The sequence below is a fragment of the Glutamicibacter uratoxydans genome, assembly GCF_006539925.1.
In the GTDB taxonomy this organism is placed as follows: domain Bacteria; phylum Actinomycetota; class Actinomycetes; order Actinomycetales; family Micrococcaceae; genus Glutamicibacter; species Glutamicibacter uratoxydans.
Genome location: NZ_BJNY01000002.1, coordinates 152,845 through 174,788 on the forward strand (window position 1 = coordinate 152,845; position 21,944 = coordinate 174,788).

General features: G+C 59.6%; 18 protein-coding genes and 2 riboswitches. Of the genes, 12 read left to right on the top strand and 6 right to left on the bottom strand.

What is annotated here, in order from left to right; genetic code table 11:
• The first annotated feature begins 9 nt into the window (after positions 1-9).
• The 3 genes from AUR04nite_RS02530 (at position 10) to AUR04nite_RS02540 (ending at position 3,057) form a co-directional block, all read left to right on the top strand.
• Positions 10-339: a metal-sensitive transcriptional regulator gene (locus AUR04nite_RS02530; RefSeq protein ID WP_141361625.1), complete on the top strand. Its 330-nt coding sequence runs from the start codon at positions 10-12 to the stop codon at positions 337-339.
• Positions 340-396: 57 nt separating this feature from the next.
• Positions 397-717 (top strand): heavy-metal-associated domain-containing protein, encoded by a 321-nt coding sequence (locus tag AUR04nite_RS02535; RefSeq protein ID WP_141361627.1) that lies wholly within the window; start codon positions 397-399, stop codon positions 715-717.
• Positions 718-783: 66 nt separating this feature from the next.
• Complete coding sequence (locus AUR04nite_RS02540; RefSeq protein WP_141361629.1) at positions 784-3,057, top strand: heavy metal translocating P-type ATPase; 2,274 nt, start codon at positions 784-786, stop codon at positions 3,055-3,057.
• Positions 3,058-3,133: 76 nt separating this feature from the next.
• Here AUR04nite_RS02540 and AUR04nite_RS02545 read toward each other — a convergent pair whose 3' ends face one another.
• A complete protein-coding gene (locus tag AUR04nite_RS02545) occupies positions 3,134-4,708 on the bottom strand; it encodes a helix-turn-helix domain-containing protein (RefSeq protein ID WP_141361631.1) in 1,575 nt (524 codons plus the stop codon).
• A 485-nt stretch (positions 4,709-5,193) separates the two neighbouring features.
• On the opposite strand from AUR04nite_RS02545, the gene AUR04nite_RS02550 reads away from it, so the two are divergent.
• The 4 genes from AUR04nite_RS02550 to speB are packed head-to-tail and all read left to right on the top strand — an operon-like array spanning position 5,194 to position 10,205.
• A complete protein-coding gene (locus tag AUR04nite_RS02550; RefSeq protein WP_141361633.1) occupies positions 5,194-6,651 on the top strand; it encodes a purine-cytosine permease family protein in 1,458 nt (485 codons plus the stop codon).
• On the top strand, positions 6,644-7,657 hold the full coding sequence (locus tag AUR04nite_RS02555) for an alcohol dehydrogenase catalytic domain-containing protein (protein ID WP_141361634.1): 1,014 nt from the start codon (positions 6,644-6,646) through the stop codon (positions 7,655-7,657). Before AUR04nite_RS02550 ends, AUR04nite_RS02555 begins: the two co-directional genes overlap by 8 nt.
• Before the next feature lie 23 nt (positions 7,658-7,680).
• On the top strand, positions 7,681-9,225 hold the full coding sequence (locus AUR04nite_RS02560) for an aldehyde dehydrogenase family protein (RefSeq protein WP_218024617.1): 1,545 nt from the start codon (positions 7,681-7,683) through the stop codon (positions 9,223-9,225).
• Between the two features lie 29 nt (positions 9,226-9,254).
• Positions 9,255-10,205, top strand: a complete 951-nt coding sequence (gene speB, locus AUR04nite_RS02565; RefSeq protein WP_141361635.1) for an agmatinase — start codon at positions 9,255-9,257, stop codon at positions 10,203-10,205.
• Positions 10,206-10,261: 56 nt separating this feature from the next.
• On the opposite strand, the gene pdxR is transcribed toward speB, so the two are convergent.
• From pdxR to AUR04nite_RS02580, 3 genes are all read right to left on the bottom strand, one after another.
• On the bottom strand, positions 10,262-11,716 hold the full coding sequence (gene pdxR, locus AUR04nite_RS02570; RefSeq protein WP_218024618.1) for a MocR-like pyridoxine biosynthesis transcription factor PdxR: 1,455 nt from the start codon (positions 11,714-11,716) through the stop codon (positions 10,262-10,264).
• Positions 11,717-11,877: 161 nt separating this feature from the next.
• The gene (locus AUR04nite_RS02575) at positions 11,878-13,149 is read right to left on the bottom strand and encodes an MFS transporter (RefSeq protein WP_141361637.1); all 1,272 of its coding nucleotides are present in this window, start codon (positions 13,147-13,149) and stop codon (positions 11,878-11,880) included.
• Entirely contained in the window at positions 13,149-14,252 is a 1,104-nt protein-coding gene (locus tag AUR04nite_RS02580) for a sugar phosphate isomerase/epimerase family protein (RefSeq protein WP_141361638.1), read from the bottom strand. Before AUR04nite_RS02580 ends, AUR04nite_RS02575 begins: the two co-directional genes overlap by 1 nt.
• Before the next feature lie 81 nt (positions 14,253-14,333).
• Here AUR04nite_RS02580 and AUR04nite_RS02585 point away from each other — a divergent pair, with 81 nt between their 5' ends.
• From AUR04nite_RS02585 to AUR04nite_RS02595, 3 genes are all read left to right on the top strand, one after another.
• On the top strand, positions 14,334-14,606 hold the full coding sequence (locus AUR04nite_RS02585; RefSeq protein WP_141361639.1) for a hypothetical protein: 273 nt from the start codon (positions 14,334-14,336) through the stop codon (positions 14,604-14,606).
• A 185-nt stretch (positions 14,607-14,791) separates the two neighbouring features.
• A riboswitch (glycine riboswitch) is annotated at positions 14,792-14,889 on the top strand.
• A riboswitch (glycine riboswitch) is annotated at positions 14,890-14,998 on the top strand.
• Between the two features lie 199 nt (positions 14,999-15,197).
• Positions 15,198-16,700, top strand: coding sequence for a D-serine/D-alanine/glycine transporter (gene cycA / locus AUR04nite_RS02590; RefSeq protein ID WP_141361640.1), 1,503 nt, complete (start codon positions 15,198-15,200; stop codon positions 16,698-16,700).
• A 397-nt stretch (positions 16,701-17,097) separates the two neighbouring features.
• Positions 17,098-17,421 carry a 4a-hydroxytetrahydrobiopterin dehydratase gene (locus AUR04nite_RS02595; RefSeq protein ID WP_141361641.1) on the top strand — a complete coding sequence of 108 codons (324 nt, stop codon included), beginning with the start codon at positions 17,098-17,100 and terminating at the stop codon, positions 17,419-17,421.
• Between the two features lie 18 nt (positions 17,422-17,439).
• Here the strand turns inward: AUR04nite_RS02595 and AUR04nite_RS02600 are convergent, their stop codons facing one another.
• Complete coding sequence (locus AUR04nite_RS02600) at positions 17,440-18,456, bottom strand: LacI family DNA-binding transcriptional regulator (protein ID WP_218024619.1); 1,017 nt, start codon at positions 18,454-18,456, stop codon at positions 17,440-17,442.
• Positions 18,457-18,589: 133 nt separating this feature from the next.
• Here AUR04nite_RS02600 and AUR04nite_RS02605 point away from each other — a divergent pair, with 133 nt between their 5' ends.
• Together AUR04nite_RS02605 and AUR04nite_RS02610 are read left to right on the top strand one after the other, a co-directional pair.
• The gene (locus AUR04nite_RS02605) at positions 18,590-19,660 is read left to right on the top strand and encodes a C45 family autoproteolytic acyltransferase/hydolase (RefSeq protein WP_218024620.1); all 1,071 of its coding nucleotides are present in this window, start codon (positions 18,590-18,592) and stop codon (positions 19,658-19,660) included.
• A gap of 15 nt (positions 19,661-19,675) precedes the next feature.
• Positions 19,676-20,971, top strand: coding sequence for an MFS transporter (locus AUR04nite_RS02610; RefSeq protein ID WP_141361643.1), 1,296 nt, complete (start codon positions 19,676-19,678; stop codon positions 20,969-20,971).
• A 63-nt stretch (positions 20,972-21,034) separates the two neighbouring features.
• Here AUR04nite_RS02610 and AUR04nite_RS02615 read toward each other — a convergent pair whose 3' ends face one another.
• The gene (locus tag AUR04nite_RS02615; RefSeq protein WP_246055293.1) at positions 21,035-21,937 is read right to left on the bottom strand and encodes an EamA family transporter; all 903 of its coding nucleotides are present in this window, start codon (positions 21,935-21,937) and stop codon (positions 21,035-21,037) included.
• Between the last annotated feature and the right edge of the window lie 7 nt (positions 21,938-21,944).

Here is a 21,944-nt window from a genome sequence, read left to right on the forward strand (position 1 = left end):
GATAGGAGCATGGACACGAACCCAGCACACGATGCGCAGGCGCATCACCACGGCTACCACGCCGACAAAGCCGCCCTCCAGCGGCGCCTGAGCCGCATCGAAGGCCAGGTCCGCGGAGTGGCGAAGATGGTTGACGATGACAAGTACTGCATCGACATCCTGACCCAGATCTCCGCGATCAACGCGGCATTGCACAAGGTCAGCGTCCAATTGGTGGAAGACCATATTGGACACTGCGTGGTTGACGCAGCCGCGAAGTCCCTGGAAACCGGGGATGACTCCTACGTCAACGACAAGATCACCGAAGCGACAGCCGCGATTTCGCGTCTGGTGCGCTGATCGCGCCCGCCACCCATTTTTCCCACACGCCACCCCTACTCGAAAGAGAGCAATATCATGAGCCAGAACTGCGGATGCGGATGCTCCTCCAACAAGGCCGACGAGGCAAATGACCTGCTGCAGATCATCCCTCGTGCCCAGGCTGCCCCGGTCCAGACCCAGACCGAGGTAAAGATCTCCGGCATGACCTGCGGACACTGCGTGGCATCTGTCACCGAAGAGCTCAAGGAAATCGCCGGCGTGGACAACGTCGACGTCGTCCTGAACGCTTCGGGCATCTCCACTGCCACGGTCAGCTCCTCCGCCGCCATCAGCGAAGAGAGCATCCGAAACGCCATCGACGAAGCGGGCTACACAGTCGAGGCAATCAACGCCTAGCCGCACCGCGACAAGGCACGCAGCCGCCCCCAAAGGACGGCTCAAAAAGTGCAAAGGTAACCCCTCATGACTTCCGAAACCCGCCAGGATCCGGCCACGGACCTGCGTACCGTAGACCTTGAAATCCAGGGCATGACCTGTGCGTCATGCGTCAACCGCGTGGAACGCAAGCTGGGCAAGCTGCCCGGCGTCGTCGCCACCGTGAACCTCCCCCTGGAAAGCGCCAAGGTCCAGGTTCCGGCAGATATCACCAACGAACAGCTGATCGACACGGTCCAGGCGGCCGGATACTCGGCCAATGTGAAGGCCCCGGCCCACCCGGCGCCCCACACGGAGCATGGGCAGCACAGCGCCGAACACGAAGACGCGGAGCACGGCGGCCACGACCATCTGGTCCCCAGCCACCTGCTGCGCCGGCTGATCGTCTCCGCGGTCTTCACCATCCCGCTGTTCATCATCTCCATGGTGCCCGCCGCCCAGTTCCCGCATTGGGGATGGGCAGCGTTCGCCCTGGCCACCCCCGTCGTGTTCTACGGCGCCTGGCCATTCCACAAGGCCGCGGCGGTCAACGCCCGGCACTTCGCCTCCACCATGGACACCCTGGTGTCCCTCGGCGTGCTGGCGGCCTACCTGTTCTCCGCCGTGCAGCTGCTCATCGATCCGATGATAACAGCGCACATCGGCATGAAGATGAGCGAACATGCGCTCTACTTCGAGACCGCCGGTGTGGTGGCAACCCTGCTGCTGCTCGGCCGCTACCTGGAGCACCGCGCCAAGAATTCCGCCAGCGACGCACTGAAATCGCTGCTGAACCTGGGCGCCAAGGAAGCAGTGGTGCTGCGCGACGGCAAGGAAGTGAAGATCCCTGCCGACCAGGTCCAGGTGGGCGACCAATTCATCGTCCGCCCGGGCGAAAAGATCGCCACCGACGGTGTGGTCATCGAAGGCTCCAGCGCCGTGGACACCTCGCTGATCACCGGCGAATCGGTGCCGCAGAAGGCCGCCGCGGGCGATGAGGTCACTGGCGCCACGCTGAACACCTCCGGCCGTCTGGTCATCCGCGCCACCCGCGTAGGAGCGGATACCACCCTGGCCCAAATGGGACGGCTGGTCTCCGAAGCGCAGTCAGGCAAGGCCCCGATCGCCCGATTGGCCGACAGGATCTCCGCGGTCTTCGTCCCGATTGTCCTGGGCATTGCCGTGGTGACCTTCCTGGCCTGGTGGCTGGGCACGGGCGACGTCTATGCAGCATTCACCGCCGCGGTGGCGGTGCTGGTTATCGCCTGCCCATGTGCACTAGGACTGGCAACACCCATCGGACTGCTGGTGGGCACCGGTCGCGGCGCCCAGCTGGGCATCCTGATCCGCGGGCCGCAGGCGCTGGAAGACACCCGCAAGCTGGATACCATCGTGCTGGACAAGACCGGCACCGTCACCACCGGCGTGATGACCCACCTGGGCACCGCCGCTGTCGACGGCGTAGATCCGGCGCAGGCGCTGGCCCTGGCAGGCGCCGTGGAGCACCACTCTGAACACCCGATCGCCCAAGCTATCGCCAAGGCCGCGGCAGCCCAGGGCGAACTGGCCCAGGTCACCGGATTCGACTCGGATCCCGGCGGCGGCGTGCTCGGCTTCATCGAAGGCCGCAAGGTCGTCGTGGGTCGCGCCAGCTGGCTGGCCGCCCAGGGCACCGAGCTGGACCAGCAGGCCATGGACATGCTCGCCGCGGCAGAGGCAGAAGGCGCAACCGCCATTCTGGTATCAGTGGATGGCGCGTTCCAGGCGGTGATCTCGGTGGCCGACAAGATCAAGGATTCCAGCGCCGCCGCCATTTCAGAGCTGCAGCAGCGCGGACTGCGCGTGGTGCTGCTGACCGGCGACAACAAGTCGGTGGCTTCCAAGGTCGCCGCCCAAGTGGGCATCAAGCCTGAGGACGTCTTCGCCGGGGTCTTCCCGGCTGACAAGGCCAAGGCCATCACCTCCCTGCAGGAGGCGGGACGCGTGGTGGCAATGGTCGGCGACGGCGTGAACGACGCCCCGGCACTGGCCCAGGCGGACCTTGGCATCGCCATGGGCTCGGGCACCGACGTGGCCATCGAGGCCGCCGACATCACCCTGATGGGCAACGACCTGCACCAGGTCACACAGGCCATCGACCTGTCGGCCAAGACGCTGTCCACCATCAAGATGAACCTGTTCTGGGCCTTCGCCTACAACACCGCAGGCATCCCGATCGCGGCCCTGGGGCTGCTGAACCCGATGATCGCCGGCGGCGCCATGGCCGCCAGCTCGGTGCTGGTGGTGCTCAACTCGTTGCGGCTGCTCCGCTTCGGCAAGTAAGCCACGAACAAGTCCAAGGGGCCTGCGGCCCGGTCGGTTTCGACCGGGCCGCAGGCCCCTGACATTTGCTGGCAACTTATATTTCCATCAGCCTATGCATGGCCAATGCCAAGTGCAGAGAAGTTCTAGTATCTGCGGATTCCAAGTCGAGTCCAAATTCCTCCTGAAGCCTGCGCAACCGAGCATAGGTGCTCGGCCTACTCAGATGGATGGACCGTGAGAGCTCGGCGATATTGCCATTAGAGTTTAGGTAGGCTTCAAGAAAATCCAACAATTCCGGGTCGGATTTCAGCGGCTCCAGCTGGTCTCGAACAAAATCAATGCCTTCCGAAGTGGCGGCTAACGACTGAATAATCCAGCGAAACCCCAAGTCATGGGCGCGATAGTACTTTTTATGCCGGCCAATAATACTCAGGGCACCACGGGCAACACGAAATGCATCATCAATTCCACTGTTCGCCACTGCATGCAAAGACTCAACAGAATCGCCCACCCCCATGCTCCAGAAGTCAAAGGAGCATTCATCTTCCACTACCTGATAGATCTTTTGCAGAAGATTGGGCACCGCCCCCAGGCCCTCCGCAGCAACCACAATGCCGATTGCTTCAGGCCACTGGGTGAGGTCATGCGAGACAACGGCAGGAATCGACTTTCGACGGAACGCAGCACGAAGCCGGCGGATCAGCAACAACTGTTCCTCGGATCCACCTTGCCCCTCAGCAAAGCACAGCACCACTGGAATGAATTCTTCAGCATTGGCCATGCCATAAAGGCTCAACCGCACCAGAGCTGCTTTTTCTGACGAGCGTTTCTTGCCGCGCAATTCGGCCACAGAATCTGCCAGCAGTTCCTGCCGAAGCAATTCCAATTGATCGACGCGACCAGGCAGCTTCTCTTCTAGCGTCCGCGAGAGCTTTTCGAGTACCACAGCAAGTAGAGCTGTTTCTTTCCACAATGGGCTCAGAATACGACCCACTCGCCGGCCTCGTACAGTTACCTGTCTCTGAATCCACTGCTCCCCAGCGAGCTCAAAACTCTCTTGCTGCAAACCTACTGAACGTAGACGCGACTGCGGGTAGCGAAGCATCTGCTCTATGTCCAGGCCGCTTTGGAAGAGCACCGCGCAGAGTTCGTCTTCCAATACGATAGGCCGGTTAAGCAGCTCTGCCGTGGTACGCAAAAAGTCCATGGCAGACAACTGACCAGCCAAAGGCGAATCCAAGAAGTCGACCACTGCTTCCGGCCCTTTGGAAACCACTGTTGCACGAGACATGTCATGGAAAGCCTCAATAATTTCAATAAAGCGGGCGCGATCATCCAAGAGCACTACCGGAAATTCCATTCCAGCTGCAGCAGATCTGAGTGCCGCCTTCGCACCGGCAGCATCAGAAAGAAATGAGAACACGACTCCCCCGGCACTGGAACGCTCAAGGCCATTCAAGAACGCTGACGCACGTTCAACCGAGTCGTCTAACGCGATGCCGGAACACAAAATGAGCTCTCCACCTTCAATGAGCCCCATCAAGTCGGCAGACTCGGCAATGTGTATACCATCTACACGATCATCCAGCCGAGCTCCCCCACTCAGAATATGTGGTCGCGACCTGTTGAGTGCGGGATTTTGGAGCAGGCGGCGAATCGTCAATGCCATTTACAGAGTGTAACACCGCTCACATTCAAACAATTACAGATCACTTGTTGCTTAGGTCACATTCAAAAAGGAAGATTGATACATACCAACGAACTACTAAACACCACTAGTCAGCGATGGTATTTTCCGCTCTCTCCAACAGGAGTCAGCAAACTGTACCTCCCAGATCAAGCGTGCCGCCTTCTGTGCCTTGCAGTGCCAACGGCGGCACGCGACGATCGACTTTCCCGTAAAGAAGTAGCCTCCATGAACACCGCAAGTTCACACAATGTCACAGCCGAGGAGCTGGAATTCCAAACTGAACGAAACACTGTCTGCGACTCGTTCGCCGGACAAGAAGGCCACTACCAACCAGGTCAGCTGACTCGCGTTGAATACCTCGCAGTGGGCTTTTTGCTTGTTGCTACGTACATCTTCACTCTCGTCGTTCAATAGCCGTTCTTCGGATGCTGCAAAGCACCCGTCTCATCTGAAATCGAGTTTTTATGGACTACACCATCGAAGCTGAGCGTGGCAGAGCTCCTCTGCCACCCAGCAAGAGATTATGGGGATTCTGGGAATACACCTGGGCAAATGCTGCACTGGCAATTGCCACTTGGGGCTTCCTTATCGGTGGATCACTCTCGCTTGTTGTCGACGTCAAGAATGGCCTATTGGCCATCATTACTGGAAATATCCTCGGCGTTCTACTGGTCGGCTTGGCTGTTTCTATCAGCGCCGGCAAGTACGGAACCGAACAATATACGTTCATGCGTAGCGTCTTCGGACACAACGGCAGCCGACTCATCTATTTTTTCGCGATGATCCTGCTCACCGTGGGCTGGCTAGTTGTCCTCGGCATCATGTTTGGACGCTCGATTGACTCTGCCATCAGCGTCGTCGCAGAGCGCGACCCACAGCCATCCGGTTGGCATATCTACCTCATTACGCTGGTTGCCATCGCAATCACAGCATTTATCGTCGCCAAGGGGCCGACCTCGATCAAGGTCTTCAACACCATCGTTGCGCCGGCCTTGTTCTTGGTCATGGGACTGATGATCTACATCTTCTTGAAGGATTCGAGCGTCAGCGAAATCCTGGCGCTGCCAGCGTTGGGACAGCCGTTTGACTCCCATGCAGTGAACTTCATGATCGCAGTGGAAATCAATATTGCTGCAGGTTTCTCATGGTGGCCGTACATCGGAAATCTCTCCCGCATCACCAAGAATGAGCGCGTAGCATTCTGGCCAAACTTGATTGGAATTGGCCTGGCTGCATCCCTCGGTGAGGCAGTCGGACTGATCGGTGCCATCAAGTTCGGAAATGCGGATCCCACTCAATGGATGACAGAAGCTGGCGGACTCTGGCTAAGTTTCGTTGTGCTGCTTTTCGTAGCCTTCGCCAATGTCACCAGCATGGCAAACATCCTCTACACCGCAGTTGTGGGCTTGCGCCAGATGTTCGACGCCATACTCAAGAAATTCAGTTGGGAATGGCTAGTAGTTGGTTTCTGTCTTGTTCCAGCAATCACCCTGTTTGTCCTCCCTGGTCTCTACGACGGCTTCCTAACCTTCCTCGTATGGACGGCGGCTCTCTACAGCGCGCTGACCGGCATCATGATCGTTGACTATTTTGTCCTGCGCCGACAGCATGTGGAACTCAAAGACCTCTTCGTCGAAGGAAAATCTTCCCGCTACTACTTCACGGCAGGGTTCAATCTGGCATCTATGGCAGCACTGGTTCTTGGATGCATCGTATTCACGGTGACTTTCAATCCACTGACTTTCGAACACACCAGCTACTTCCGGTTCACCACAGCTTCGCTGCTGGCCGCCGCAGTATCCGCCGTCCTGTACTGGATCTTCTCACTTGTATTCACTTTGCCCCGCAAACAAGGCGGATACTCCGATTTCGAACAACTGACACACCACCATTTCACCAAGGAGCTGAAGAGCAATGACTGAAACCATGTTGGCCGCTTACTACACCGAAGACAACGCACCGCTGGAGCTGCGTCAGACCAGCATCCCTACCCCTGGCAAGGGCGAGGTGCTGATCCAGATGGCAAGCTGCGGCGTCTGCCATACCGACGTCCACTTCTGGAAGGGCGAAGACGAGCTACCCCGTGAAAAGCCTGCCATCCTGGGCCATGAGGGCGTAGGAATAGTCGTCGCCCAGGGCGAAGGCGTAGAACTGGAAGCAGGCACTCGCGTCGGCGTCGGGTTCGTCTACCAGGCCTGCGGCACCTGCCGCGAATGCCGTCGCGGTTTTGAAACCTACTGCCGCAACTCCCAGGCCACCGGCGTTCACGTGGACGGATGCTTCTCCGAATACGTAGTCGCGCCTGCTGACTGGGTCACCTTGATTCCCGAAGAGCTTTCCAGCGAAGAGGCCGCTCCGCTGCTGTGCGCCGGGGTCACCGCCTTCAGCGCCGTACGCAAGGCCCAGCTTGAGCCCAACTCGGTAGTGGTCATCTTCGGCCTAGGCGGACTGGGCCAGTACGCGATCCAGTGCGCCACCCTCTACGGTGCCAAGGTCATCGGCATCGATCTGGACCCTGCCAAGCTTGAAACCGCCAAGGAACTGGGCGCCTACGCCGCCTACACCCCGGGCGACGAGGCCGTGGCGGCCATCCAGGCGCTGGGCGGTGCAGACGCCTGCCTCAGCTTCGCTCCGTCCCCACAGGTCTTCCGCAGCATGTTCGACCTCGCCGCACCGACCGCCCGCTTCATCCAGGTCGCCCTACCGAACAAGCCGCTCAGCTTCGCCGCTGCGGAAATCATCGACCTGGGCATCACGATCATCGGCAGCGCCGATGGCACCCGCCTGGAGCGCGACCAAGTCATGCAGCTTGCCAAGGAAGGCAAGATCCGCTCCACCATCAAGACCCTGCCTTTTACTGAGATCAACGACGCCTTCAGCGCCCTCGACGCCGGCGCGGCCGAGGGCCGCCTGGTCGTCACCTACTAAAGACCAAGGACCGGTAAACCACTATGAATGCCAACGCAGCAACGGAAGCCAGCATGAAAACCTTCCAGACTCCGACGGACTACCTCGACGCCTACGAGGTCCCGCAGAACGTACGAGAATTCCTTTTCCGCAGCCACGAGCTGTTCATCAACGGCCAGTGGAAACCTGCCGCCGACGGCGCCACCGCAGCGGTGATCGAGCCTTCCACCCGCCAGCAGATCTCCACCATCGCCAGCGCCACCGTCGAAGACCTCGACGAGGCAGTCAACGCTGCACGCCAGGCCTTTGAAAGCAGCACCTGGACCTCGCAGACCCCACTGGCCCGCGAACGCCAGCTGCAGCGCCTGGCAGACCTGATCGAGGAGCACGCCGAAGAACTGGCAATCCTCGAGTCGCTGGATGTCGGCAAGCCACTGGCCGAAGCAGAAATGGACATCGCCGGCACTGTCGACACCTTCCGCTACTTCTCCGGCTGGGCTTCGAAGATCTCCGGACGCAGCTCCGAACCGGCAGGCCTGGACGGCAACTACGTCACCTACACCCGCAAGGAACCTGTGGGAGTAATCGGCGTCATCGTCCCGTGGAACTTCCCGCTGCAGACCCTTGCCTGGAAGCTGGGCGCAGCGCTGGCCGTGGGCTGCACCACCGTCGTCAAGCCGCCGGAGCTGACCTCGCTGACTACCCTGCGCTTCGCCGAGCTGGTCAAGGAAGCTGGCCTGCCCGACGGTGTGGTAAACATCCTCACCGGCAAGGGCTCCACCGTCGGCGCGGCACTCGCGGCGCACCCGGGCATCGACAAGGTCACCTTCACCGGGTCGACCAAGACCGGCGAGTCCGTGGGCCATGCAGCCCTGGAAAACGTCACCCGCATGACCCTTGAGCTCGGCGGCAAGTCAGCAGTGCTGGTCTTCGAGGACTGCGACATTGACGCGGCAGTAGAGGAAGTCGCCTTCGGCATCTTCTTCAACGCCGGCCAGATCTGCGATGCGGGCTCCCGGCTCTATGTCCAGGAATCCATCTACGACGAGTTCATGGCCAAGCTTGTTGACAACGCCAAGGCTTGGAAGCTTGGCCCGGGCCTCGATGCTGAATCGACCATCGGCCCGCTGGTCTCCGAGTCTCAGTACCGCACGGTGACCTCCTACATCGAGGCCGGCGTTGCCGAGGGCGCCAAGCTGCTGTGCGGCGGCCCAGTGGACGAGGGCACCAGCAACTACGTGGCGCCAGTCATCTTCGGAGACTGCACCAACTCCATGAAGATCGTGCAGGAAGAGATCTTCGGCCCGGTGCTCGTGGCCCAGCGCTTCTCCACCCAGGAGGAAGCTCTGGCTTTGGCTAACGACAGCGAATACGGCCTGGCCGCCACGATCTACTCGCAGTCGTTGAACCGCGTGCACCAGCTGTCAAAGGACCTGAAGGCCGGATCCATCTACGTCAACGCGCAGAGCTCCATCGACCCTGCGATGCCTTTCGGCGGCTACAAGAAGTCAGGCTTCGGCCGGGACCTGGGTGCAGAGCAGCTTGACTACGTCACCGAAACCAAGACCGTTTGGATCACCCTCCCATAGGGCTATTGAAAAAGAAAAGGAGAACCATCATGGTTGATTTCACTCCAGTTGGCCCCGTGGCTGCAACAGAAGTTCCCCGCTATGCAGGGCTGGGCACCTTCGCCCGACTGCCGCAGCTGGGTTCAGTACCGGACTACGACGTAGCAATCGTCGGTGTTCCCTTCGACGGTGGCACGTCCTTCCGTCCGGGCGCCCGCTTCGGCCCATCGCATGTCCGCGAGGCCTCGCGCCTGCTGCGCCCGGGCTACCACCCCGAGCTGCAGACCACCGCAGTCGACACTGCACAGTTCGTCGACGCCGGCGACCTATCCTGCACTCCCTATGACAACGTGCTAGCGGTCCAGCAGATTCAGGAACAGGCGACCCGATTGGTCGGCAAGGACAAGACGGTGATCGCTATCGGCGGCGACCACACCATCGCTCTTCCGATGATCCGCGCCACCGCCGCGGTGCACGGTCCGGTAGCCCTGCTGCACTTCGATGCACATCTGGACACCTGGGACACCTATTTCGGCGAGGAGATCACCCACGGCACCATGTTCCGCCGTGCCTTCGAAGAAGGGCTGCTGGTGGAGGACCGCTCCATGCATGTTGGAATCCGCGGCCCGGTGTACGACAAGGACGATTTCATCCGGGACCACGAGTTCGGGTTCCAGATCCTGCGCTGCTCGGACATCGACACCCTAGGTGTGCCTGCGGTGATCGAACGGATCAAGGAGCGCATCGGCGACACCCCGGTGTACCTATCCATCGACATCGACGTGCTCGACCCGGCCTACGCTCCGGGCACCGGCACCCCAGAAATGGGCGGCATGCACTCACGCGAGATCCTGCAGACCCTGCGCGGCTTGAGCTCGCTGAACATCGTCGGAGCCGACGTCGTGGAGGTGGCCCCGGCCTACGACCACGCGGATATCACCTCGCTGGCCGCCGCCACCCTGGTCTTCGAAATGATGTCACTGTTGACCACAGAAAAATAGCCTGAGCAAGAGCCGCGGCCGATTCGATCGTTCGAATCGGCCGCGGCTCCATGGTTTTAACAGCTGTACCCGTCATGGCGCAGTGCGCGCACCATGTAGTTCACCGCATCGGGCATGTGTCCTGCATCGGTCGCCGCGAAGCCGATGAGCAGCGCTGGCGGCAGGCTGCGTTCTAGAAGGTAATCGCCCAAGGCATAGGTGTAGACCCCCTTGTCTGCAAGCTGCGCGGCCAGCCGTTGGTCGTCTACCGTGCTAGGCAGCCAGCCGATGACGTGCATTCCTGCATCCACCGCCTCTGCCCGGATAAACGATCCCAGCTGATTCCTCAACTCACGCAGCAGCGCTTCCTGCCGCTGCGCATAGGTTTTCCGGCTACGGCGCACATGCGTGTTCAAATGGCCCTCGCGGATGAAATCCGCCGTCGCTGCCTGCATCAGCGTTGCAGGAGCTCGACCTGTCACCGAGATTGCAGTAGCAAATGAGTCCACCAAGTCTTCGGGAAGCACGACGTAGCCCACACGAATCGACGGGAACATGATCTTGCTGAACGAGCCCACGTGGACGACGTGCTGTCCCCGGTCGAGCTCGTAGAGCGACGGCAAACGGGAACCGCGATAACGCAGTTCACTGTCGCAGTCATCTTCGATGAGCCAGCTTCCCTGCTCATTGGCCCATGCCACCCAGTCCATCCGCCGGGCCAGCGACATCTGCACCCCTAGAGGGTGCTGGCGGGAGGGAGTCAAGAACATCAACCGCCCCGCAGGCAGCTCATTGGGCATCTGTGCCAAGTCCGCACCGCACTCGTCGATCGGTACTGGGAGAACCCTACATCCGTTGGCCAGCATGGCTGCGGACGCGGCGATATGGCCAGGTTCTTCCATCCAAACTTCGTCCCCAGGGTCGGTCATCATGAGCATCAGTGCATTAATTGCCTGCTGCGCCCCCGAGGTGATCACGATCTGCTCAACCGCTGCATCGATCCCCCGCGAATCGCGCAGGTAGTCGGCGACTGCTTCCCGCAGCGGCCGGTGACCAAGCGCCTCCGGGTAACCGAGCATTTCAATCGATTGCTCTTCACTGTGCCTTCCGATCAGGCGTTTCCACACCGACGTCGGAAAGAGGTCGATTCCCACCTGGCTTGCGACGAATGATTCAGGATCTTCGGGGTTCCAAGAGGGCGAAGTCTGACGCTGCAGATCGCTGCCTCTGGTCGAGGCCGACAGTCCAGCGCGGCTCGATAACTCCGGCCGGCGAACTTCCGGGGCGGTGACTGCCTCGTTGAGCCACTCGTTCCCCACATAGGTGCCGTCTCCGGCCCTAGATCGGAGGAAGCCTTCGCTGGTCAGGATCTGAAAAGCATTGACCATGGTAATCCTGGAAACGCCGAGCTCCATGCCAAGTGTGCGTGTCGAGGGAAGTCGTGTTCCTCCGGGCAGGTCTCCGGTGAGGATCATATTGCGGATTTGCGTGTAGATCTGCCGATGAATCGGCGCTTTGCTACCGCGATCCAAGACCAGCCCTCCCAGAAGCCTGCCGCCTTCGCCTTTCATCCTTGCCTCGCTGTCTTGAGCTATGTGCTGTCCTCTCAACAATGCAAAGGACGGGGAAATATCAGAATACAGTTGCATTCTGATACGTCCCCGTCCAGGAAATCTTCGGCGATGAACCGCCGCTATGCAGCCATTGTGGCCGTTTTCTTCCTGCGCGCCATTCGGGCCACGGTAAAGGCCACACCGCTGCCAATCACCGCCAACGCGCACATGATCATGAACACGGTGTAGTAACCGGTAGTTCCTGGATTGGCGTCCAAAATCGCACCGTAGATCAGGAATCCGAACATACCCGGGGCATAACCGATAAGACTAGCGATGCCGAATGCGGTGCCGCTAATTTCCTCCGGGATCCCCACTTCGTCCATCGGCGCCCAGAAAACTCCACGCATGGAGAAGACGATGACGGAGAACAGCAGACACATGATCATTGCCGCAACGGTAAAGTTCGACGTTTTGGGAAGAAGAATAATGACTGCCATGACTGGCAGGAGTGCAAGGAAAGAGAAACCGATGTATCGGCTCGAGCTCTTGAACTTCTTGTCAGCTAGGAACCCGCCCATCGGGCCGCCGAGGATTTTCAGCCCATACTGGTTAATAATTCCGAAGACTCCAACTAGGGCGGTCGGCAGGCCGTAGACGTCGGAGAGGAAAGGAATAAAGTAGGTCAGGCCCACGTACACGATATAAACCATGAATACTGTCAGACTCACCAGCCAAAGCTGTGGCAGCTTTGCAACAATCTTGAAGGCTTCGAAGACTTTCAGTTTGTCCTGTTTCGCTTCGGTGGCTTCCACGCTTGGGGTTTCAGATGAATCCCGGAGCAGGAAGAACAAGAGGATGCCGATAGCAATATCGATCACTGCATAGGTAATGATCGCAGCCCTGAAACCTGCGATCCCCGAGCCCAAAAGTACAAAGATGCCCAAGGCCGAGAAGGCAACGATGGTATCGACAATTCCGCGTCCGCCTTCGAGGAAGCCGAACATCCGGCCCTGTTCTTCCTTGCCGCCAAGCTGGCGAACACTCTTGAGCAACGCCGGCCAGAACAGGCAGTCGGAGCATACCGCCAGAAGTGCAAAGATTACCGTCAGGACGCTAAAGGTGGGGAAGGTGCTCATGTACAGACCGAGTAGACCTGCACCGATCAATCCGGCGCTGATGACCGTGCGTGTACGGAAGCGGTCTGCCAGGAATCCTCCGACAACAAACAATGCTGTCGCCACAATGGAATTTACACTGAGCAACAGGCCAATCTCTGTATTGGTTAGGCCGAGATGGTCCTGCATGGGGACATAGAAGACGTCTTTGAGATTTGCCAGTTTGTAGATTGTTCCGCCGCCCATAACGAGCAATGCGAATCTCCCCCATTTAGCCTTTGCAGTCATCGTCATTACAGGTTCTCCTCTTGCTCTTCTTCAAATGATGCGGTGTGGTTTTCTGAGGCCAAGTAGCACATGGCAATTTCGCGCAGCTGAGCCAGGAGGCCGCGTACATAGGTCAATTGGTTGACCGCCCATCGAGGCTCCTCGATCAGCATCTGTTCTAGAGACAGCCCTTTCGGCAAATCGGTCGTGCTCAGATCTCGGTAGGCGATGAACGGGTCGGGCCCATCGGTCGCGGTGCGGAATGCAGGAGCGCGGTAGTGGTTCTCCTGTTCAAGGGCAAAGGCAATGAGCTGGTGTTCAGCATCGCCAAGTAGCAGAAGTTCAAGAAGCATTCTTGGGCTTGGCATATCGTCTTCAGAGCTTCCCTGCAGAACCCCTCGATGACCATAACCTGCTCCTTCAGGGATGATCTTGATTCCCTTCAAATGCACCTGGCGAATATGCGGCGCCAAATGATTCAACGCTTCCATCGGGCGTTCGTGGGCGTTGATCATATTGCCGAAGTCGAAGAGCGCGTGAAGTCTTGGATGATCGGCTCGTTCTAGCGCTTGGGCTATTTCATAGCTCTTGAACTCTTCATGCTGTTCAAAATAGAACTGCAAATCGTGCTGGTCAGCTATGGCGATGAGATATTGCAGATCTGCATCAACGGTTTTAAGAACTTCGGACAAATAGCCCTCATACCGCGAGTACACGCGAATGTGCTCGACTTTAAGGATGCGCGCAATTCGGACTACTTCATCAACGTCGGCCTTCCGAGTGCTGCTGATCTCCAGATGTACCCGAAGATTCAGCTTGGCCGCCTTGGCTCCAAACTCTCGGAGTTCTTCGTCTGACGCTTGGCCTAAGCTACGTTCTTCGCCATCCAAAAGGTGGATGCAGACTCCTGCTAATTCGTGGTCGAACGCATAGGTCAATAAGTCAACGGGGCGGAAATCTCCATAGGTGAAGTTTCCCAGCAGTGCATATGCGTGCGCGAACAGCGGAATGTCGTCGATTCGCTGAACCAACTTAGTCGCGAGCTCTCGCGTTAGGCTCGGAATCTCTTCGATCTCTTCCGGACTGAGGTTCGTAGACAAGATTTCTACGAAGCGCTGCTCTAGCCCCATTTTCAACTCCCTATCATTCAAGTGTCATGCGTCACCTATCGTGTGGCCTTTCATTTTTAGCAAAGGAACAGTACGCAAGGTATGTCCATTATTCGCAATGCTGTTAATACCAATTTTGATTTCATCCGTTTGGCTGGTTCGACAGCAAAACAAAAAGCAGGCCACCGAATTTTGGTACGACAACCTTCTATCCACCAGCTGCTGCGGAATTGTCCAACTTGCCTGATTCTGTTCATCCCAGTGGGATCCCTGGTGGGAATGCGCGGCATCCCGGTCTACACTTGGCCCTTCATTCTCACCACGCGGCTGACTCTCATCATCTTCAGCTTCATTCCCGGAGTGAAACGCACCTAGGCAACCATCCGCAGATCAACCAAAACCGCTTCAAATCCTCAATAAATTTCGTCAAGCGTAAAACGTGTGGTCAGCCGAACGTCTGCGAATCCCGGCGAACGTCCATTAACCCGAAAATCAAAAAAGCGACTTGCGTCACTTCACTTTTCCTGCGCATACTGTGATGGCAATCACTGCAAAGCCGTTGACGCGTGGCGGGAGAGATCCGACCTAAGCCAAGGCGGGCGCCGTAGGAGCAATTCCTCCCCGGGAAACTCTCAGGCATCCGTACCGCCGCGAGCAGGCACATCTGGAAAGCAGCATGTTTCAGCGCATGCTCACCGAAGGAGCAAGTTTCGCCCAGTAGTCGGAGCGAAATGAAAACTCTCAGGTACGTCAACAGATTGGGGAGGACATCAGAACAGTGCCGCACTCACGGGCCTACGTCGATGTTCTTCCGTTGCAGCTGCAGACCCTGCTTGAGCGCTTGCGTCTGCCGCCGCCAAAACCAGGAGAACGCCCAATCGACAGCGCCTGCTGAAGCGATCAACCGGCAGCGCCTGCCTGCGAGAGCTTCGAGTGCGGGACCTCCCACACCTGGAAGGCACCAGATTGAGCACCAATAGTTCTGCAGAGAACCTCGAACGCGGTCTATCCAACCGCCACATCCAGCTCATCGCAATCGGCGGCGCCATCGGCACCGGCTTGTTCATGGGCTCCGGCAAGACCATCTCCGTCGCAGGCCCCTCGGTCATCTTCGTCTACATGATCATCGGCTTCATGCTCTTCTTCGTCATGCGCGCCATGGGCGAGCTGCTGTTGAGCAACTTGAACTACAAGACCTTCGCCGACTTTGCCGGCGACCTGCTGGGCCCTTGGGCCGCATTCTTCACCGGCTGGACCTACTGGTTCTGCTGGGTGGTCACGGGCATCGCCGACGTGGTGGCCATCGCCCACTACGTAGCCTTCTGGTGGGGCGACCTGCCGCTGTGGATTCCAGCCCTGGCCTGCATTGCACTGCTGCTGGTCCTGAACCTCGCTACAGTGAAGGCCTTCGGCGAGACCGAGTTCTGGTTTGCGCTGATCAAGATCGTCGCCATTGCAGCGCTGATCGTCGTCGGCCTAGTCATGATCATCACCGGCTTCGAGCACAACTCGGCCACCGCTTCCGTTTCCAACCTTTGGACCAACGGCGGCATGTTCCCGACCGGCTTTATGGGCTTCGTCGCAGGCTTCCAGATCGCTGTCTTCGCCTTCGTCGGCATCGAGCTGGTCGGCACCACCGCCGCCGAAACCAAGGACCCGGAAAAGACCCTTCCCAAGGCCATCAATTCCATCCCGGTGCGCATCCTGTTCTTCTACGTGGGCGCGCTGCTGATCCTGATGACCGTTGAACCATGGAACTTGTTCTCCTCCGAGGAATCCCCGTTCGTCGGAATGTTCGCTTTGGCCGGACTGGCTGGTGCCGCAGGCATCATCAACTTCGTGGTGCTCACCTCCGCCACCTCCAGCGCAAACTCTGGCATCTACTCCACCTCGCGCATGCTGCGCGGCCTGGCTTTGGAAGGCGATGCACCCAAGGGCTTCGCGAAGCTTTCCGAGCGCAAGGTACCGCGCAATGCGCTGATGTTCTCCTGCATGTTCCTGCTCGCAGGCGTCGTCCTGCTCTACAGCGGCGACTCGGTCATGACCGCCTTCACCATGGTCACCACCGTTTCAGCACTGTGCTTCATGTTCGTGTGGACCATCATCCTGCTCAGCTACCTGGTGTTCCGCGCGCGCCGTCCGCACCTGCACGATGCAAGCATCTTCAAGATGCCTGGCGGCAAATTCATGCCATATGTGGTGCTGGCATTCTTCGTCTTCATCCTGTGGGCGCTGACCACGCAGGCCGATACGCTCACCGCCATGGTGGTCACCCCGATCTGGTTCCTGATCTTGGGCATCGGCTATATGTTTGTCCGCCGCAATCCAAAGCACGCGGCCCTGCGCAACGCACACGCCGCCAAGGTGGCCGATGAGCGCTATGAGGCGGCTGCCTACCGAGATGCCCTGGCATTCAACGCCCGCGGCATGAAGGACGCGCAGGAAGACGCTAAGGAGCCTGTCGCCTAGCGCTTCATCCTGCTGGCAATGTCGTGGGCCGGCGGCCGCTTCCACATTGGAGGCAGCCGCCGGCCCATAACTCGTAATGGCTACGAAAATTGATTCGCTCATTCGCAGTGGCTGCGCCTCATGCTCGCCGGGCGAGACGAAGGCAACTGGTTTGCTTCCCGGTTGTCCAGCGATGACAACGTCTTGATCGCGGCTGGCTTGCTCCAGCACCTGAGCGTATTTTTGCCCATGGAGCTGAGTAGCTCATGTTGCGCAGGCTCTCTCCTCCTACTACTAATTGCCCGGAGCAGTAGGCCTCGGCGGCCCCTGCTGGGCAATGTCTGTCAGTCCTAGGAAGCCGAAATGTGGAATGCGATGATGGCTCCGAAACCACCGGGGACTTTTCAGGGGGAAAAGAATGGCTGATACCGGCCCACTGCCAAAAATTCAGGTTCAAGAGCACTTGGACCAGCTGCCGGAATGGCAGCTGGACGCGACAGGACTGCGTGCTGCCTACCGTTTCGAATCCACGGCGACGGCACTTGAATTCATCGCGAGCGCGGGCCTGGCCGCAGAGCAGCAGAACCACCACCCGAAAATCGTCTGGTGCTATGAGAATGTGCAGGCAGAAATCGCTGTCAACCGCATCCATGGCGCCGCGGAACGCGATTTCCGACTGGCTTTGCGCATCAGCGGCATCGCCGCCGAGCTGGGAGCCGTCCCCGACGATCCGGAAACATGAAAGTTACCGGCCTTCGCGTCAGCGACGAAGGCTTGAACTCCGCGGCCTGAATTTGGCCCTGCGCAAGACTGGGCCGCTGGGCTCGCGCTCTTCCATCCGCTCAATGAGTAGATTCAGCGCATCCGCGCAGACCTCATTGGGATTCAATTGGATCGCACTGATCGCAGGCCGACTGAATCGAGCGGCCTCTGAATCCGAGCCCGTTGCAACCAATAGTTCTCCTGGGACATCAACGCCTTGGTCTAATGCCGCAGTCACGATGCCGACAGCATGGCGAGCGGTCATGGCGTAGATTGCATCGGTCTTGTTCTGTGGCCAGAGCTTGTCGAAGAGTCCTACCGCCCCGGCAACGCCGCTTGATTCATCGAGCACGTGCACCTGCGGCTGAACCCCTTGCGCCGCGCACCATGTTCTATAGGCCTGCTCGCTGCTCACATTCCACGAGTTCTCGCTCTCGCCTCGCAATAGCGAAGGATGCTGCGCACCTTGGCGCCGAAAATGTTCCATCACCTGCAGGCAGCTTTCCGCATCGTCTTCCGAGGCCCACGAACGGAAGCCCGCCTGGCTCGGGTCAAAGCCGATGCAGGCATAGGGAATTTCCCTGTTGTCCAGCAGTTCAAGAACCGGGTCACCGCTTTGTGGCGACACGATGATGTAGCCGTCCAAGGCAAGTGAAATCGCGGGAATGCTCGCACCGGTCAAATCAGGAAGCACCACCGGCGCCAGGCCACGCTGCAGCGCCAGAGCGCTCAAGGTGCTGATGGTCCGGTCAAAAGCATCAATTCCCGGGAGGAAGTATTCGCCAAGCAGATCCAGCGAACGGTTCACAATGCCAATGGCCCCCAGCCGGGACCGGCGGAGGCCCCGCGCCAGCGCGTCCGCTTGGTAGCCGATGTGCTCGGCGGTAGCGATGATGTGCTCGCGCGTCGCCTGGCTCAGTGTTCCCTTGCCGTTCAGGGCGAAGGAAACCGCCGCGATGGAGACATTCGCGGCCTTCGCCACATCATGAATCGTTGTCTTTTTTGCCTTCACCACGGCTGCCCGGCACCCCTTTTTCCTAGTCACCAGCGAGATTTGCAAAACCCTTGAAAACACATTGTATAAAACGTTTTATGTCCTTAATGTGTTACTCAGCTTACAACCCCACTGCAACTCGCCAAGGATTTTTGTGCATCTTCATCCACTACATACGACGACCCTCGACCCAGCTGAGCGCGGCCGAGTCATCGCTTCAACCTACGGTCCATTCATCATGCGGAATGTCTACGACTATCTGGAGCATTTCGCCAGCCTGAAAATCTCGTCCAGCACGGTGCGTTCAATTGCCGAGAACAGCCACAAGGCACTGCTCGCTTGGGACCAGTCTCTTGCCGTCGAGCTGGAGGCACAGGCCAAAGAGCTGGACATCGAGTTGTGGCAGCTGGGGGCGTTGAACGCACGCACCGAGGTTCTTGCCGCCGCACCGCCGAGCAAGGAAGGCGAATGCTCCACCGCAGTCTTCGTTCCCCGGCAGGGCGCACCCGCAACATTCCAAACCTGGGACTGGCATCCGCATCTTGCATTCGACGGCCTGCTGCATGAACTCAAATCCGGAACGGGCCGCAGCGTGAAGCTCTTCACCGAATTCGGCATCAATGGAAAGATCGGAGTGAATTCCAGCGGACTGGGCGTCCACTTCAACATCCTGGCGCACGCAAATGACAACGCCTCCGGCGGGGTTCCGGTGCATTCGATTGCGCGTTCTGTCCTTGAACGTGCAGGCAGCATCGACGAAGCCATAGCCCTCACCGAAAACATCGTTGTCAGCGCCTCCACGGTGCTCACGCTCGTCCAAGGCGAGCAGCAGCCTCAAGCAGCGAGCATCGAGTTCAGCCCCAGCGGCCGCCGCGTCGTCAATCGCACGACTAATGGCTGGGCGCTGCACACCAACCATTTCCTCGACGGCGACCTGTTTGCCGGCGACGTCATGCCAGCCGACTCGACCACGGCAGAACGCTATGACTACCTTGCCCAGCGCACCCCGGGACATGAGCCGGGATCTGCCAAGGAGATCGCAGACCTCTTGGCAAGCTCCGGCGCAGAGGCGCCGGTGCTGTGCATGGCACCGGAAGCTGGAAAACCAGCAACTGAACAGTGGGAAACCCTGTTGAGCATCGGGCTGGACACCGAAAAATTCGCACTGCACTACTTCAACGGCAATCCCGATGCCGCGGCCCGCACCGGGTTGAAGACCTTCTAGCCGCCAAGGACAACAATGAACACCATTCAAGCACCGGATAAGCCGGCGATCAGCGCCCGCCGGATCTTCATGATCGCGGGCTTTGGCACCGCCTTGGAATTCTACGATTTCACCGTCTACGGGCTGGCAGCCGCGCTGGTCTTCCCAAAACTCTTCTTCCCCGACTTCGACCCTCTGGTTGGCACCATCATCGCCTTCGCCGCGTTCGGCTCCGGGTTCCTTGCCCGGCCGCTGGGAGGCATTGTCTTCGGGCACTTCGGCGACAAGCATTCGCGCCGTACGGTGCTGATTACCACCCTGACGATCATGGGCGCTTCAACCTTCCTGATCGGCTGCCTCCCGAGCTACCAGAGCCTGGGCATCGCCGCACCGATCCTGCTGGTGGTGCTGCGGCTGCTGCAGGGCTTCTCTGCCGGCGGCGAATGGGGCGGCGCCTCGCTGACAGGAGTTGAGAATGCTCCCGAACAGCGCCGCGGCCTCTTTGGCAGCTTCACCTCCATGGGCATCGGCCTGGGCAGCTTGATCGGTTCCGGCGTTTTCGCGCTGCTGACCCTGATGCCCGAAGATCTGCTGTTCTCCTTCGGATGGCGGGTAGCCTTCTGGCTGGGCGGCGCCTTGGTGGTCGTAGGCCTCTTTGCCCGGCGCCGCATGCCAGAAGAAAAGCCGGCCGCAGATGCTCACAAGGGCGCCCCGCTGCTCGAAGCGCTGCGCAAGCACCCCAAGCAGATTCTGCTGGCCATCGGCATTGCCTACGGGTACAACACCATCGCCTACATCGGTTCGATCTTCACCGTGACCTACGCAGAACAGCGCGACTACTCCCCGACCGTTTCGATGCTGCTCCAGGTCGTCGGCGCCGCGGTCTTCGTCATCTCGGCCCCCATAATGGGAGCGCTGTCGGATCGCCACGGACGCAAAAAGGTCATTGGCTGGGGCACCGCAATTTACGCGGCGGTGTTCTTCATGTTCTTCCCCATGGTGGATGCGCACATCGCCTGGATGGTGATCCTCGCCTACGCCCTGGTGAACATCTTCATGGCGGCCCCGCAGGGCTGCATCCCGGCGTTCCTTTCGGAGCAGTTCCCGCGGGAAACCCGCATGTCAGCCATCAGCGCCACGTACCAGACCGGCGCCGCGCTCGGCGGCGGCACGGCGGCTACTGTCGCGGCGGCGCTGTTCACGTTCATGGGCGGCAACCCGCTGGGCGTTGGGCTGTACACAGCCTTCGCGGCGCTGGTGCTGATCCTCTGTGCGGCAGGCCTGCGTGAAACCCACAAGGTGAAAACCCGTGATCTGGGACTAGCCGCCTAGCTGTAATCCTATCGCGGTGTCGCCGAATATCCGGCGGCACCGCGATGCGCGCTTAAAGCCTGCTTATTTGATGCGGGTGGAGCGCAGCTCGTCGATGCGCACCAGCACAACTCCGCCAACGATCAGCAGGCCGCCGAGCAGCTGCACCGGCCCGGGCAGCTCAGCGAGCAGCAGCCAAGCCCAGAGCACCGCGAAGAGCACCTCGGTCAGCGAGATGAAGCTTGCCACCTTGGAACCCAGCGCGCGGGCTGCCATCACGCCGGTGGTGTAGGAGAACACCGTGGCGATCAGGATCAGGCCGGTCAGCGCCAGCCACCACGGAGTTTCATAGCCGGCGAAGGAGCCGGAGCCGGTGGAGAATTCCATGGGCAGGATCCCGAAGGCGCCCACCACCACCATGGCCAGCGCGCCGATGGCCATGCCGCCGGCAGAAAGCATGATCGGAGGCAGTGCACCATCCACCCGGGCGCTGATGAAGAAGTACACCGTCAGGCCCACCGCGGCGCCCAGGCCCCAGAGCACGCCGATCGGGTCGATCTTTGAGGTGCCAGTCAGGTCAAGCACCGCGATCAATCCGCCCAGCGCCAGCAGGGTGCCCAGGATCGTCGCAATGGACGGCCGCTTCTTGTGCCGCATCCACAACACCAGCACAATCAGCACCGGTGCCAGGTACTCAAGCAGCAGCGCCACTCCGACATCCAGCCGCTGCACCGCAAGGAAATAGCACAGCTGGCAGGCGCCCACGCCGAATAGGCCGAAGAGCAGGATCGAGACCCAGTTGGTGCGCAGCAGGGTCCAGCGCCCGCGCATGGCAAGCAGCGCCGGAATGGCCAGCACCAGGGCGGCGCCGGCCATGCGCGCGGTCACCGCGGCTACCGGAGACCAGCCCGCCTCGAACAATCCCCTGGCAAAGGTGCCGGAGATGCCGAAAGCCGCCGAAGAAGCCAGGGCGATCCAGACTCCCATTGCAGAG